The 15,008-nt window shown below is 38.7% G+C and carries 20 protein-coding genes; 7 read left to right on the top strand and 13 right to left on the bottom strand.

The window, feature by feature from the left end:
- Positions 1–256: 256 nt before the first annotated feature.
- Together AACW45_RS26530 and AACW45_RS26525 are read right to left on the bottom strand one after the other, a co-directional pair.
- Positions 257–784, bottom strand: coding sequence for a hypothetical protein (locus AACW45_RS26530; RefSeq protein ID WP_190635917.1), 528 nt, complete (start codon positions 782–784; stop codon positions 257–259).
- Between the two features lie 35 nt (positions 785–819).
- Positions 820–1,353, bottom strand: coding sequence for a hypothetical protein (locus tag AACW45_RS26525; RefSeq protein ID WP_190635915.1), 534 nt, complete (start codon positions 1,351–1,353; stop codon positions 820–822).
- 190 nt (positions 1,354–1,543) lie between these two features.
- Between AACW45_RS26525 and AACW45_RS26520 the strand changes: the two genes are divergently transcribed.
- Positions 1,544–2,770, top strand: coding sequence for a lysozyme inhibitor LprI family protein (locus AACW45_RS26520; protein ID WP_242045759.1), 1,227 nt, complete (start codon positions 1,544–1,546; stop codon positions 2,768–2,770).
- Positions 2,771–2,848: 78 nt separating this feature from the next.
- Here AACW45_RS26520 and AACW45_RS26515 read toward each other — a convergent pair whose 3' ends face one another.
- The 3 genes from AACW45_RS26515 to AACW45_RS26505 all read right to left on the bottom strand — a co-directional run bounded on the left by AACW45_RS26515 (position 2,849) and on the right by AACW45_RS26505 (position 4,581).
- Positions 2,849–3,172, bottom strand: a complete 324-nt coding sequence (locus AACW45_RS26515; RefSeq protein ID WP_242045758.1) for a hypothetical protein — start codon at positions 3,170–3,172, stop codon at positions 2,849–2,851.
- A 474-nt stretch (positions 3,173–3,646) separates the two neighbouring features.
- Complete coding sequence (locus AACW45_RS26510) at positions 3,647–4,042, bottom strand: ribosomal maturation YjgA family protein (protein ID WP_313933806.1); 396 nt, start codon at positions 4,040–4,042, stop codon at positions 3,647–3,649.
- Between the two features lie 113 nt (positions 4,043–4,155).
- Positions 4,156–4,581, bottom strand: a complete 426-nt coding sequence (locus AACW45_RS26505; RefSeq protein ID WP_190635911.1) for a hypothetical protein — start codon at positions 4,579–4,581, stop codon at positions 4,156–4,158.
- A gap of 184 nt (positions 4,582–4,765) precedes the next feature.
- On the opposite strand from AACW45_RS26505, the gene AACW45_RS26500 reads away from it, so the two are divergent.
- The 5 genes from AACW45_RS26500 (at position 4,766) to AACW45_RS26480 (ending at position 9,228) form a co-directional block, all read left to right on the top strand.
- A complete protein-coding gene (locus AACW45_RS26500; RefSeq protein WP_190635910.1) occupies positions 4,766–5,275 on the top strand; it encodes a hypothetical protein in 510 nt (169 codons plus the stop codon).
- On the top strand, positions 5,266–5,997 hold the full coding sequence (locus AACW45_RS26495) for a hypothetical protein (protein ID WP_190635908.1): 732 nt from the start codon (positions 5,266–5,268) through the stop codon (positions 5,995–5,997). The genes AACW45_RS26500 and AACW45_RS26495 overlap by 10 nt, the downstream gene beginning before the upstream one ends.
- Positions 5,987–7,399 (top strand): hypothetical protein, encoded by a 1,413-nt coding sequence (locus AACW45_RS26490; RefSeq protein ID WP_190635906.1) that lies wholly within the window; start codon positions 5,987–5,989, stop codon positions 7,397–7,399. Before AACW45_RS26495 ends, AACW45_RS26490 begins: the two co-directional genes overlap by 11 nt.
- A 30-nt stretch (positions 7,400–7,429) precedes the next feature.
- Complete coding sequence (locus tag AACW45_RS26485) at positions 7,430–8,650, top strand: SMI1/KNR4 family protein (protein ID WP_190635904.1); 1,221 nt, start codon at positions 7,430–7,432, stop codon at positions 8,648–8,650.
- A gap of 284 nt (positions 8,651–8,934) precedes the next feature.
- Positions 8,935–9,228 (top strand): hypothetical protein, encoded by a 294-nt coding sequence (locus AACW45_RS26480; protein ID WP_190635902.1) that lies wholly within the window; start codon positions 8,935–8,937, stop codon positions 9,226–9,228.
- Positions 9,229–9,253: 25 nt separating this feature from the next.
- Here AACW45_RS26480 and AACW45_RS26475 read toward each other — a convergent pair whose 3' ends face one another.
- The 8 genes from AACW45_RS26475 to AACW45_RS26440 all read right to left on the bottom strand — a co-directional run bounded on the left by AACW45_RS26475 (position 9,254) and on the right by AACW45_RS26440 (position 13,809).
- A complete protein-coding gene (locus AACW45_RS26475) occupies positions 9,254–9,571 on the bottom strand; it encodes a hypothetical protein (protein WP_190635900.1) in 318 nt (105 codons plus the stop codon).
- A gap of 49 nt (positions 9,572–9,620) precedes the next feature.
- A complete protein-coding gene (locus AACW45_RS26470; protein WP_190635899.1) occupies positions 9,621–10,763 on the bottom strand; it encodes a WG repeat-containing protein in 1,143 nt (380 codons plus the stop codon).
- A gap of 64 nt (positions 10,764–10,827) precedes the next feature.
- Complete coding sequence (locus tag AACW45_RS26465) at positions 10,828–11,451, bottom strand: hypothetical protein (protein WP_190635897.1); 624 nt, start codon at positions 11,449–11,451, stop codon at positions 10,828–10,830.
- Between the two features lie 69 nt (positions 11,452–11,520).
- Complete coding sequence (locus AACW45_RS26460; RefSeq protein WP_190635895.1) at positions 11,521–11,985, bottom strand: hypothetical protein; 465 nt, start codon at positions 11,983–11,985, stop codon at positions 11,521–11,523.
- 55 nt (positions 11,986–12,040) lie between these two features.
- Entirely contained in the window at positions 12,041–12,223 is a 183-nt protein-coding gene (locus tag AACW45_RS26455) for a hypothetical protein (RefSeq protein WP_190635893.1), read from the bottom strand.
- Positions 12,220–12,789 carry a hypothetical protein gene (locus tag AACW45_RS26450; RefSeq protein ID WP_190635891.1) on the bottom strand — a complete coding sequence of 190 codons (570 nt, stop codon included), beginning with the start codon at positions 12,787–12,789 and terminating at the stop codon, positions 12,220–12,222. The genes AACW45_RS26455 and AACW45_RS26450 overlap by 4 nt, the downstream gene beginning before the upstream one ends.
- 72 nt (positions 12,790–12,861) lie before the next feature.
- Positions 12,862–13,146 carry a hypothetical protein gene (locus AACW45_RS26445; RefSeq protein WP_339381960.1) on the bottom strand — a complete coding sequence of 95 codons (285 nt, stop codon included), beginning with the start codon at positions 13,144–13,146 and terminating at the stop codon, positions 12,862–12,864.
- A 285-nt stretch (positions 13,147–13,431) separates the two neighbouring features.
- The gene (locus AACW45_RS26440) at positions 13,432–13,809 is read right to left on the bottom strand and encodes a hypothetical protein (RefSeq protein WP_190635888.1); all 378 of its coding nucleotides are present in this window, start codon (positions 13,807–13,809) and stop codon (positions 13,432–13,434) included.
- Between the two features lie 91 nt (positions 13,810–13,900).
- On the opposite strand from AACW45_RS26440, the gene AACW45_RS26435 reads away from it, so the two are divergent.
- The gene (locus AACW45_RS26435) at positions 13,901–14,905 is read left to right on the top strand and encodes a metallophosphoesterase (RefSeq protein WP_190635886.1); all 1,005 of its coding nucleotides are present in this window, start codon (positions 13,901–13,903) and stop codon (positions 14,903–14,905) included.
- Positions 14,906–15,008: the final 103 nt, after the last annotated feature.

Genomic DNA, 15,008 nt, shown 5'->3' with positions numbered 1-15,008 from the left:
GGGCAATGAATTAAGCTTCATTTGTGATCAGCGAGTATTTCTTTCAAGATAACTGTCATTACTGTTGATAACTTCTACTAAAAGAAAGGGTTTTATATTAACCTTTGATTCCCACGGATCTAAAACATATGCAAAACGCGATCAATACAGCAAAAAGCAGTACCAAGGCAATAATAAGCCAAATAGATGGAAATTTTCATACAAATACATCAATTCAAGGTTGTTTGACCATTTTTAATGAAAAAGCAGAAATTTGTTAGCGATATTTTTCCCTCAACTTGCTTAAGGTTTCCGCAGCAGTACGGCGAATCATTTCATCCGCATAGTAGCTGTTGGGAATCGTCGTCGCCCTTTCCAGGGCATCTAGAACGGTTGGAGTTGGGTTATTTAATTGATTTAGGGCATCAATGACATTTAACGGGACACAGTATTCGGTACTGCAAATATGAGTTGCGATCGCATTTACCATTTCATCGTCCCCAAAGCCCAACGCACCACTCGCCGTTAGTACCTCATTCAGCACCTGAAAATCTAATGGTGCTTCAATATAGCGCAAAAAAGCATTACGGGTGTCACAGCTGCGATGGCGGCAGCCACTCCTTCCAGGAGTATCGCCCCAAGAACTGAGAATTTGAGGACACAAAGAACAAATCGAAGGTTCTGGATCGTGAAAGAGTGTATATCGAATAACTTCTGCGTTCTCATCTGTCCAAGGTTCATCCCACAAATCCGTGAAAAAAATATAGCGATCGCTCGGATCGATGGGTAAAGCGTTTACGTTCATCTACAAGCCAAAAATGCGAAGCAATTTTCTATAATTTAGGACATAAGCTCGATGGAGTTGAGTAGTTTAATTCGCCCTCCTTCCCATCCAGTAACCAGTTGATACTGATTGCCATGTATTTCCATTCGTAAGGTTTCAGGTTGTTCAAGTTGAGCAGTTCTGAAGACGGCTAAAGCGCGATCGCGTAGCGACTCCTTTGGAGTATCGCGAATTTCATCATCAATCAACCCAAACAAACTAAACACCATCCAATCCAAGCTCACATCGCTGTCCTGGATTAAAATCTCCGGATTGGTATACCACAAGCATTCAGCAGCATGAACACATTGACTCAGATGAGGATAGTTTTGAGAAATCCGCTCAAAAATAAGTCTATCGATCTCACAATTGAGTAAATGAAGGGCATCTAATCCTTTTAGCAATTCATCACGCGACCAAATCACCACCATTGGTTGATAGTCTCTTGCTTGATATGTAAAGTAATGAATGTAATCCTTAGCTATATTTTCCAGTTTCTGTAACACGCATCGCCGATCAATTGTCCAGTCTGGGTATTCTATTTCTCCCATTATTCTGTTACTACTCCCCTATGAACTGGCTCAAATCATACGCCTCATATTTCAAACTTCAATTTAACTACAAGTTCACTTCTAATATTTACGAGAATATACTGAGTTCAATTCAGAATCAACAAAGTCACTATATTTTTTATACTGGATTGCATATTACTTATGGAGTGAACCGTTCACAGGGCTGGCTATGAAAAAACGCTCAGTTTGGCAGTCGGGGATTGTCCGCTACATCATTGGCGTTAGCTTAGGACTGTGGTTAATACGATTATTGCACTTTGTTTGGTTAGATTGGCTGACATGGTTTTTCTTACCATTGCTCTGTATCTCAGGTGCGATCGCAGTATTGATTGGGTTAATTTGGGCGATTTTCTTTTGGGTGCGTGCCATCCAGAAAGGCTCTTTTCTAAATCAACGGTGGCGACGCTTTTTTCCGCTGTTACTACAGTTATTAGGATTGGTAATTGGGATTATTATTCCACCCCTTCAACATCAACTGGCGATCGCGGATAAATCCTGGCATCAGTTTCAAATACAACACTGCCAACAGTTAACTCAACGCTTACGCAATACGCCAGATTTTCCAATTGCAACATCTATCTGTTTAGCGCGATTAAATAACGATCGCATTCTAGAATTGCAAAGAGGTGGTGAGGTTATAACCCTCCAATCTCGCGATCTTCGATTTGAATCCTTACTCGATCAACTCAAATTGAGAAATTCATCGGTGCAACGCCACTGGGAGCAATATCAAACTCAGTATTGCCAGATCGAAAAAGCTCTATTCTCCCTGAACACCCTGAGATTGGCTCAATGTCATCAGCGTCTCAGAGAGGCTCGAATTCGTCAACTTGAAGAACTTTTGAAAGCGCCTGCTCGTGGTTTAGCTCTCTTCAAGGGTTCTGTACGACCTGGAATTCCAGAGCTAAATTGTGTGGATGAGACACAGATCGGGTTAAATCAATGCGCGGTCTATTGGTCGAAAACAACTCAGCTTTTGCAATCAAGTATTTATGGCGATTGGGCAAAAAGACTATCGAAACAGTATCAGCCAACATTTGCGATCGCACAGAAGCACTGGCAAGACTATCGTGAAGCACATTGTACTGAGTTGGTTGAGCCTTTTAAAGAAAGTTCTATGGCACCGATGCTATATCATCGCTGTTTAGCTCGGCTAAATAACGATCGCATTGCGGATCTAACGGGGATAGCTGTATATGATTCAGAAAACGAGCCGCAGCAAGCTCCAGTTACATCTGGGCAAGATACTACTCAAGCTCTTTGGGAGCGTTATCAAACTCAGTACTGCAAGTTTGAGTCACTGTTTTTTGGTAGTCAAACCAGAAGCAAGCAATGCCCAAATCGTTTAAATCTGGGACGTTTACGCGATATCAAAGCAATGATGAATACTCGATAAAGAGGCAAATAATACTAGTTTATTACTTCCTAGAAATTTTTCGATATCAAATAGCGTTGCTCCCTCTTGCAATTCAAATCAATCTATTAATAAACTTCCTTTTAATTGAGATTGAGGATAATTATTATTTTCTTTCAATCTAATTGCAGTTTCATCAGAATTCCAAATTACTTGGAAATCATCCTCTGTCTTGCATCTTCTCTGGGAATTATGGGAAATTGAGCCGATTTCTTTTTCCAATAGCCAATAATGTCTAAAAACAGCATGATGACAGTCCATATAACATGTCTCGCTAATTGCGATAGATTTTTTCCCACTAGGAGAAACAAAGTCAGTTCTACATCCTGTTCCAAAAATAAAAATTACTATAAACAATTGAACAATAAATAAAGTTAAGGGCATTATCCCCAAGAATTGAGGTATAGACAATATGAATTTTAACCACCGAGACAAATTTGATTTAAAAATTAGAATCACTGCTGTAATAGAAATAATTAAGACTAAAATCGTCAAGAAAAAACTACTAAATAAGCCTCCTCTGAGTGAATATTTAGAATTTGCCGATAACCAAATCAAGGATATCAAGGATATAAAACCGAATATAGATAGTATGTATATGTAGAAAGTGGGATGATTTATAGGAAAAATATTGATATTCTTTTGAGTATTCATATAGAAAATTTTCGTGAAAATATATAAGCAATCCAGAAAACCAAGTTGGAGATATTAGCTATCATCAAATATAATTTTGATAATAGTCACAGTTTTTTGGTAGTTAAACCAGAAGTAAGCAATGCCCAAATCGTTTAAATCTGGGACGTTTACACCATATCAAAGCAATGATGAACACTCGATAAAGAGGAAAATAATACTAGTTTATGACTTCAAACGACTGGCAGTGAGGAGAACGATCGCAATCCCCAGCGTATAAGCAACCAAATCTCGCCAGTCGAAAGTAGATCCAATTGTTAAATGAGCTAGCTGGGAGTTTCGCCAGCCTAAAATATCAATGAGATTAAGAAACTGAAGAAACTCAATCAAGTAGGCAAAGATAAGAGTTCCAATAGCAACCTTCCGTAGTGGAACTGCAATAAAAGCATGAACAAAGTAAGCAATCACCATGACAATTAAAACGTCGCCCAGTAACGGTCTAATCCAATCATCTCGGAAGAAGAGTGCAATTATCACAACTATCGCAAATAAAATCGCAAACAGGGTGAAAGAGGTACGATTAAATCTCAACCACTTGAGATTACAGAATTGTTTAGGCACGATTGATTTCCTGGGTTTGATTCGCCAGGATTGTAACATTGTTCTTTAAAATTGGACTAAATTGATGAATCCAATTAGTAAGCGATTTGATTTGCAGTCTATTGCGATCGTAATTAGTGACAGTTGCGATTCCCTTTGATAAAAGCAGTTTTAGGGATTGCATTACATTTAACCCCTGGAGAACCAAATCCACTATATTGATCGAAACTTCCTTGAACCTGCAAATCTGGGGGAAGTTTGGCAATGCTAGTTTTGTACAAAAAAAGGTTTCCTTCAACTACCATTGCATTGGGCAGTTCTTCAATGTACGTACCGCTAATAGTTAGGTTGCCTTTGACGGTTAGTTGATTGGGAAGTCTTTTGAGATTGCCTTCTAGGGTAACGTTACGATTGATGATACAGCGTTCTCCTTCCTCGATCGCGCCAAATTTCTTCAGGCTTCCACAAGGTGCGGGGGGAGTCGGTTGCAGCAGATAAATTCCAACCACCACCAAAGGAAATATGAAAAGCAGCAATCGCCATCTTAGTTTTGGGAACATTTGAGCTAATAAATCCTAATTTAGGTTAACTTAATATCTTGCAAATTTACGTATACATACAGGAAAATCAAACATCTGGGCGATATAGCTACAGTATTTTTGTTTGCTTTTAACACTAAATTAATACTTTTGGCGTTATACTGAGTATTTAATCTTCCAATTTTACTTGGAAGATGTGAGGAGTATGCCACTAGAAAATCCAAGTCCTTTAGAGATCGCACTCACCCTTTGGAATATTGGCATTGTTTCCGAGCAGAACCTCATTGCTTGGGCTGATGCTCAGATTCTGGCGATTGAAAAACCTGCTGATGATTTACTGGAAATTGCCACTAAAGGTGCGAAAGTGTGCCTCAAAAAAGGGTTGATTGAAACGCTTCCAATTGCCCTTGGCTACTCAGAGGAATTTTTTATTCGAGCTTATTTGTTGGATATCGAATGCGATACTCCGCAGGAGTCGCTTCACGAACGCGCAACAAAATCCTTCATCGCTTGGGTTGCTCACAACTGCTGTGGGAGTACAGAAACCCCCGAAGCTGTACTAGGGTATCATCTAGAACACTTATATTGTGATTGTGAGGATGTTGATGCGGCGATCGCACTGCTACGGGTTGAACTTCCAAAAATCATGCCTCGTTGTGAATCCTTTGCTACTATGTTTTTGGAGCAAGTCTCTGGGTTAGAGCTATGCATTTAACCGCCCATCAAACTGCAATGATTGAAGTTGCTAGGGAGATTCGTTTCGCGTTGGATCGGTTGAAATACCTCGATCCAGATGGAATGTGTTTGGCAATAGACTTAAATCCACCGCTTGGCTCAATGGCGATTCTAAAAGCATTGGAAATTCAGCTACCATTCGCCTATGCTGCTTTTTTGCTAGAGGTGGGAAATGGAGGGTGTTGGGATTGTGCCGAGCGCGACTGCTGGATGACAATTGATGAAATCATGCAACATAATTCTATCCAGTTATGGCACCAGTCACCGCCTGATTTCGTTAGTCAATTTCTGTCAACAGGAAAACAATCTGATGCAGTCGAGTTACCCTATCTCCTGAAAATTAACGCCCTTCCTGGACTATTACGAATTGGGTTGTATCCTCCAGAACAAGAGACTTACGGGTTATTTTTGACACAAGAAGGACATGAAGTGAAAATTCAAATCTGCTTACAACCGTTGTTGACCTATGTTGTGATGGAACGCTATACGCCGAAGCAATGGTTACAAATGCATCTCAATTTTTTAAATAAAGAGATTTACGAAATCGAAAAATCTATCTCAATTTTGAATTCTCAGCAAAGTCCGTACCTTCTTTTCAAAGGATATTTCATGGGTTTATCCGAGGCTAGGTTGAAGCAGTTTATTGAAAATTGTCCTGCAATTCCTTTAGAACGAAAACGAGAGTTGCTGAATGTATGGTAAAACCTTTGTTCTGATTGATGGGTATACACTAGCGATCGCGCAAAGCGATTCAGGTGTGTTATTCTCTGGTCGCCACAGTCGCAAAGCCATAACCCGATATGACGATTCGCTCCTAATTCAGTTTTTGGCACGTCATGCCCATCATGATACGTTTTGGCAGTGCTTTCAGGCGCGTGAAATGTACGAGAATGAGGATAATCGCTTCTTTGTCAGGAATTGCCAGCAGCTTATTGGCGATCGCAGTTGGAAACTACCGCAAGTTTATCAAAATTGGGCAGTTTGGGAACTGATAGATCGACTGTTTCAAATTCATGGCGAGTCTTTCAATGAACCGATTTGTTTATGGCATCCGGGGAGTTACTATCCGATGTACGGTATTCCCTATGGCACAGCATTGAAGGTGATACAGGTTGCGCGGAATTGGAGTAATCTGCAAGAAATCGAGGGAATTGAACTGCTCAACGAAACCCAGTGGAATTTACGCTTTGCGTCTACTGCTAGTCCTACTCACTCTTTACTAATTCCCCAGATTTTGTCTGAGATTGAGGAAGTTGCGAGTATATATCTACTATTTTTTGCAGAAAAAGCACGCTTATATACGCCCAATCAGGTTGCTGCAATTAGATATGAACTGCTGCATCAGATGGCTATCGCCAACCTACTCAACCGTGAAATCTCAGCAGAAATTCTTGCTCGTCTAGTTGCTTATCCAAATCTGCAACGCTGCGTCATTCAAGCTGAAAAGCTATGGCGTTATTTAGATGGTGCTTCTGTGAGCCAAGAAAAAAATAGTTTGTGTTTAGATTGGATGTTTTTTGATCCACCACTACCTCAACCTGACTTTCATCAGCTTTGCTTACAGCATTTTCAAAAAGCAAAATTGCAGTACCCCTATACAATTCCCTTTGAAGCCAATGGTAAGCAATATCGACTGGTGACAGGAAGTGTACATCACAATGCGATCGGCTTGTTGACGGTTTTAGAAATTGCGATGCCAATAAATGCGAATACCTTATTTACCAACGTGAATGAGCCGACGTACCTAGAGTTAGTTATCTGGGCTTCGCAGACATCCTGCTTACATCCCGTCGAAGATTGGGAAATGTCTGTTGATTGGAGAGGAAGAGAAGATGAGTTGGTAACTTTAGGAACAGATCCTTCCTTGCCTAAAGCTGAATTTTTCTTGAACTGTTTAGCATCTCACCTTGCAAGACTCTGGCAAAATGGCGATCGCGCAGCGTTGAAAAAAGGATTGCTCCCTTTGCAAAGTTATTTCCCAAAAGAAACCTACTTTCTTTACTGTCGAGGTCAGATGCTACTATCCGGGGAACTGCGATTTCACTATGGGGAATGGTTTGATGGGGGATTCCTCCGGCTTTTTCGGGCAGAACAAGGGAAGTAATAATCATACCAAATGGTAAGAGGTGAGTGCATGTGGGAAGTCAGATATCTGAATGCAGAGTTACTCGATCTCAAACTTTGGGGTGAAGGTTGTAGCCTGTATCAAATTCGCTCCTTGGGTGATGATGAGATTTGCTTGATTCAAACAGATGATAACTGGCAAGTCGTTTATACCGAGCGTGGTGCGGTTCAACATCTGCTGTTTGAATTTACGGATGAGGCTGAAGCTTGTGAGTTTATGTATCGGGAGATTAAGAGAATCAAGCATCCCCATCTTGTGGGACTATTTCCGACTGATGCTGAGGCAGAGCAATTATGTCAAGTGTTGACTCAGTTAGAAATTCAGTTCTCTCACGACCCGCAAGGAAGGGTGAGGGTGTACGATCAAGACATTTTTACAGTAGAGCGTCATTTCGGTTGCCAATTACCCCTGCGAAAATGGTTAAGCGTTCCTGAACGAATTCACGTTACCCTCGCTCGATTGCGAAAATTCGATCCTTACAATCGCTATGCCCAAATCACGACTAATCCGCCAATTGGTTCTGAAGCAAAGTTGAGCGCGTTAGAAGCACAACATAGAATTCGACTACCTGACATTTACAGAACGTTTTTGCTAGAAGTCTGCAATGGTGGCAATTGGGAACGGCTGGGACATTACTGGTCGATTGAGGACGTTATGGCAAACAATTCTGCCCAAGTATGGAATCAGCCTTTACCTAAGTTCCTCGCAAAGTTGAAAGCGGCAAAGTCGGGGGATTGGCTCAAAAATCCAGGAAATCGGCAATATCCAGGGTTGTTACGAATTGTCGATTGGGATAATCCTGTGCGCGATTTGTTTCTCACCCAGGAAGGATACGAGGTTGAAATTCAGGGGGATTGGATTCGTTTTTGTGAGTTTTCTCCAGAACAATGGCTCAAGGATTTTCTAGATGATATTCAATATGGGTTATCTCCAATTGAAGGATTACTGGCTTTTCTTCGCTCTGGGGAATTAATTCGAGATTACCCATACTTGCACACTGTGGATTTTGCCAGACTCCTTGCAGAAACCATCGGACTCAATATCGCTCCTGAACTCACGAATGAGCAAGTGAAGATGAGCAATGAAATAGATTATAAAATCAACCAATGGCGAATTAAGAATATGGGTAAGATGCGGTACAACTTTGGCTTTAATGCAGAGCAAGCCGAGATGCGATCTCAACGAATTTTAGAAAGGTTGGAGTACATATATAATATATTGTATCCCTAAATGACCCATCATCTGGATCTATTTTTCCAGTGTGAGTGTGCTAGACCTGGCGTTTGCTGATTTTTAATTTTTTAATCTGAAAACTTAATTAACCTTTACAGACTTACAATCTAATCTCCATCGGCTAATTTAAAAAGGTGAAACTTGCGCGAAAATAATTATTTTTATGCAGTTATAGCCACAGTTATATAATTTACGTACAACTACTCAGGTCATTTTTTGTTTTTCTAAAGTAAAAAATAAATATACATAAAAATGTTGATGAAAATGGTTTTATAAAAGCTATGAAAAAAATACTTTTATTAGCGATGTTGTCTGCTATCCCAAGCATTATTTTTTCCAGCCCCTCTTGGGCTTCTGTTTATATCAAATATTCCAATAACGACTCGGACAAACATGTAATGAAAGTCCAGATGGATGGTTCAATGAAAGAAGTTACATTCAATGGTCGTACGACTGGAGCCGCAACGATACAAGGTAGCGGTAAAGCTGCTGTCATTGAAACATCTTGTGGAAAAGTCGAAGTCAAAGATGACTCTAAAATCGAAATCAAAGACGGCTGTATCAAAGTATTATAAACATCAATCTCTAAAATTACATTCATTATCCAAAATCATATTCATAGGATGTCGTATCTGTTGTTTGAAATACCTGGATTATACGTTCTATTCTCTCGCTCATAAAAGCTAAATTTTCTTTTTCTAAAGTATAGGAATGTAAACAAATCAATTCTTCTACAATTCTAGGAACATCTTCTACTGACACGACATTTAAAGACCCATCATGAAAATGACTGATTAATTGTAAACCAAGAAACTTACAAGTAGGCAACCAAAATTGATAAAATATCTCGCTAGTTGCAACAGGAATCACCTCATAATTCCCGGTATTAATTTGGAGAATTCCCATCTCTATTGTCATCTCATTATCTCATAATATTTCAGACTCAAATTTGTCGAAAATTATATAATTACTGGGTTGGTTGCCAAATATATTTACCAGTGCGATCGATATATCCAGATTCTTCTCCAACTTGCACTTCTGCTAACTCATTAGAGAAGGAATAAGCACTATCAAACTGTGGTGCGATCGCTAATTTACCAGTGCGGTCAATATATCCCCATTTACCTCCAATTTGTACATCTGCTAATCCCTCGGAGAAATAACCAATCTTATCAAACTGTGGTGCGATCGCTAGTTTCCCTGTACGGTCAATATATCCCGATTTTCCGCCAACTATCACTTGTGCTAACCCATTCTCAAAAAGCCAAGTCATATCAAACTGGGGTTTAATGACTAATTTTCCAGTGCGGTCAATAAATCCCCATTTACCTCCAATTTGGACTGCTGCTAAATCCTCATAAAATGACCAAGCTGCATCAAATTGAGGTTTGATGACTAATTTACCTTTTGGATTAATAAATCCCCATTTTTTACCAACTTCTACTACTGCTAAACTCTTAGAAAATGACCAAGCAGTATCAAACTGAGGTTGAATTACCAATTTACCCTTATTATCAACAAATCCCCATTTTTTACCAACTTGCACTGCTGCTAAATTCTCAAAGAATGACCAAGCACTATCAAATTGAGGTTTGATGACTAATTTACCCTTATTGTCAACGAATCCCCATTGTTTACCAATAGCAACTAAAGCAAAACCATTGACAAAATATTCAAGATTATCAAACTGTGGTTTAACCACAAACTGACCATTACTGTCTATGATTCCCCACTTTTTACCAACTTCGACTTTAGCAAAACCATTCAAAAAGCGATCGCCATCATCAAACTGTGGCTTGATGACCAATTTACCTGTGTGGTCAATATATCCCCATTTTTGACCTACTTGAACTTGAGCTAATCCCTCATAAAACGACGAAGCATAATCAAACTGGGGTTTAACCAGTAATTTCCCAGTGCGATCAATATATCCAGATTTCCCGTTAATTTTCACCTTCCATAACTGGGGTAATGAATTCTCTTTTGCAGACTTAACTGTGATAGAAGATATTGATTGATGAGTATCACTAGATATAGATGGAGTTGAAAACAATGTTATCCCAGTTATTGCTACTAGCAAAATCAAGGTATGGTGAATATGAGATTTCATATTTGTGACTGAATAAGTAGTAATGTCACTTATCCATAACTCAAAACTAGCTTAATTGTCATCCCTAAAAATCATCGGATACACGAAACCAATACCAATCACCGTACAAGTAAAATACTTGGTACTTAGCAGCACCAAATGGACTTCCTTCACTATTCGGTTGATGGACAAAACCATAGGATATGGTATCAGGACTTAGACCATCACCACCCCAGAAGACACGAAAATATACACCACCACGAGAATCCATAGCGTATTCATCAACTTCATATAAACCGAGTTTGCGGTTTAATTTGATATTTCCTTTTGCAGAAATAGGAAGTTGTACCCGAACTTGTTCAAACGCCGATTGCGATATCATAAATGCTAAACGACGGGGAATGTAGAACTTGAGCAGGACATAACAAACTAAAACTATACCTGCAATGATAGTAACTTCTCTCCAGGGTACAAAAGTTTGCCTCCTAAGTCTAATACTTTTCAAATTCCGTCTTCCTAAAGTTCTCAATCCCCAGAAGAGAATTGCCAATACTGCAAATGGTACACAAACAATTGACACCAGCATAACTGGAAAAAAGAAACTATTTAATGCACCAGGGTAAATACTGATAATTAGAATTGCGACACCAATCAATAAGGTTATACATATTGCTATTTTGCTAAGTATTTTTATCTGAAGATTATCCATAGTTAATTGAAAATTTTCATTCTAGCAAGCGTTGCATTATTGCGATAATTTTCCTGAGTTGTGATGCGATTACTTTGGTTTGGGTTCCCAGTTAAAATCATGAGGACAATCGCATTCTTGAGCTTGGTTGCAGTTAATTACCATCATGCTAAAGCAAAAATTTAGGAGAGTCCCGTTGTCAAATTTTACTTGTAAATTGCCTGGACTACGAAAACCAGCACCACTATAACCAATAATTTGATACTTAGAACTTAAGTTTGATACATTAAAGAAATATGGTTTAGGGCTGAAGCTGGAATCACCCTTTAAATCATTTAAACAAAAGGCTTTTGTGATATATCTTTGTGCTATAATTTCTGCTTCTTTTGCAGATGGATCACCAATTGCACTGATAAAATTATCGGAGATTTTGGTGATTTTATTAGCTTGAGTACAGTCAACTATATAGGTTATTGGAAAAGCAATACGTAATAAATGATATGTCAAACCTAGTGATAGAATTATAATAATTGAGATTTGAATAAGTTTTTTCATTGATTAAGAGGTATAGTGCTTTCCTAACTTTGTGTTGCTGATAGATAAAGTTTGTTCATGAAGTGCTACAGATGATGGTAAGCAAGCTGAATTGTGTATATCGTTCCAAAGAAGACTCTAACAACATCTGGGGTGTATAGGCAACATTCCAACGTACCAATTTATAACGCTTTTGATCAACAGTTAAAGTAATTGCTTCTTGCTGATTCGGATCGTAAATTAAAGTTTTACAGTTCATTTTGGAAGAAATTCGCCAGTTTTTAAGTTAATTTTAATCGCAGATGCTGTTGGATTTCGGTTTGCTTCCAAGGGAATCGTTACCCACTCACCAACGCGATCTGGTGACCCAAAAAGACAATCACAATTAAACTTTGTAATTACAAAAGGAGTAAAACCAAGTCTAAATTTTAATTCCCCGTGGTATGTGTCACATCCTGTAGAAGTATCTGGTGGAGAACATGTATAGTTGTATAAATATACCGTTGTAGGATATTCTTTAGATGTCACAGTTTCAATGTTTGGAGCATCAAAAGAAGACAATATCAAAACGATAAATGAGATCAACAAAAATAGCACACTCGATAATAATAAATATAAAAAAACAAAAGTTCGCTTTTTTAAAAATGGTAAATATTGAGGCTTTTGAAATAATAAAAAACCAAAAACAAAACTAAGTAACCATGTAATTAGAGAAAATCCAAATTTAACATCTTCCAAAGTTGGAATAATTGGTAAAAATATAATTACAACTGCAAGAAAGGGGGTAATCAAAAACAGTAGAAAATTAAAATTTCGATGATACATTATCTTACATTTACTAAAATTATTAGCATAACAGCCACAGCCCTAGCGTCCACTTTCAGGTATGGTTAGGTGCTAACTGCCATGTTTTTTCGACTGACTCACCATGAAAACTAAGCCAGAAGCAACAATTTGATAAGGAATGAGCAAAACTGCCCCAGTAATAGCTTTCAGAGTCCACCCAATGCCCATTATCGATCGATAAAGTTGTATAGCTTCGTCTCTGAATTCTGGAGCAATATTTCTGAGTCGGTCTTCGTCTGACCAGCCATTAAAATCAAAACCTAAATAATCAAGCCGCATCTCGGCATATAAATCTGGTAAATATGCCAACAAAGTAACTAGAAGTATGCACGTCATCAAAGATAGAAAACTGCTTAATAGCAAACTAGTTATATAACCCTTCCGCCTTAACAAAAAGGGCATTGCAAATGGCGTTATTACCATCATTACCAAAATAGAAAAATAAATTGCCGAAGATATATACTGCATTTTTACCTAACTATTTATTCCACAGGCGAAAATCACATCATTAATTGTATCTACTGAAGTGATTATTAATTTTGATAAGCAGGCAGTTGACAGTTGGTAAAAGCCATTATTATTAGGATTTTCAGTATTTTAATGATGGTATGCTTCTTTACGTCAAACTATTAGTAAACTTCTTCGATCGCAGTTTGCTTGTGTACCCGATTGCTCTCTTCCAGGTCTTACCCAAGCTATATCTCGGTCAGAATCCAACGTCATTTGTGTATCTCGCTCTAAATCACTTTGAAATCCACCACGGGTTGAAAATCCTGGATTGTTGCGAGGACTGGTAAACATATGATAAACAATTACTGCCTCTGTCCGTCCCCAAAGATATTGTTGCGCTAGGGTGTCCGCACCGGGAGCATCTCCAACAACAAAACATTCGTTTTGAGCGATCGCGCGATCAATCAAAGGACGGTAATGCATCTCAAATTCTGCTTGAGTTATATCAAGGTGTCCACTGATAAAATTAACAACCTTTTTATTTCTCATCTGCTGGCTTTCCATATCTTCACAACTTTTGCCTATGCACTACAAAAGTAGTATATATGCTACACTAAATTTATTCGATTGAACTTGAGTTATGCGAACAATTGTAGTTGGCGATATTCATGGTTGCTATGCAGAACTGCTTCAACTATTAGCCAAAGTAGAAATTAAAGAAGAAGATTTTTTAGTCTCCTTGGGGGATATTGTGGATCGGGGGGTTGATTCAGTCAAGGTGTATGATTTTCTCAAAAATCGTCCTAATACTATCGTCTTGATGGGTAATCACGAACGCAAACATCTCAGGCAAACTCTTTCCTACTCCCAGGAAATTGTCAAATTACAATTTGGCGACAGTTATGACGAATTTTTAGAATGGATTAGTCATCTACCCTATTATCATGAAACCGAATCGGCAATTTTCGTTCATGCTGCGGTGGAAGATGGTATACCCATCGAGGAACAAAGGGAAGAGGTTTTATGTGGTTGCACTGCGGGTGAAAAACACCTGGGAAAACGCTACGGAGATACTTCTTGGAGTCAGTTATATACTGGTGTAAAGCCAGTAATTTTTGGTCATCGCGTTGTTGGAGATAATCCCCTCATAATTCCCCAAAAAACCTACGGTATTGATACTGGAGCCTGTCATGGTGGGACATTGACAGCCCTAATTTTACCTAGTTTTGAAATTGTTCAAGTACAAGCAGCTAAAGACTATTGGCAAGAAGAGATAGTTAAATGGCAATTGCCAGTGATGAAGGCTAAACCCTGGGGTAGTTATAAGTGGGAAAAAATTCAGGCGATTTGTGATGAGTTTAGAAATTCGGCAAATTCAGAATTATCGGCTTTTATTGCCCAGAAGGAACAGTGGATGTACGATTTACTTGCCCTTGCTCCCAAAATAATCTTGAAAGTAGAGGAAAAACTGGCGGAATTGATTTCTGTTTATGGTGACGATGGGTTCAAAAAACCAGCTCGTTGTTTTAGCTATGCCACCCTACTATATCAAGCTAATGCCAGCAATCTGACAAGCCAATTTCTCCAACAAGCCCTGCCGACACCAGATAAGTGGTTGCAAATCATGAAGGAATTGGAAGTTTAGCCTGGTAACAGGTGTACTTATCCCCAAAGTCCACTTATTAATCCCAATAGAATTGTACCCACTGGACTGATTATTAATGTTGATGATTAAATTTTTACCAAAA

The sequence above is a fragment of the Calothrix sp. FACHB-168 genome (genome assembly GCF_963889195.1).
Classification (GTDB): Bacteria; Cyanobacteriota; Cyanobacteriia; order Cyanobacteriales; family Nostocaceae; genus Aulosira; species Aulosira anomala_A.
Note: the sequence above shows the minus strand (reverse complement) of the source record. Positions and strands in the feature narration are given on the sequence as shown.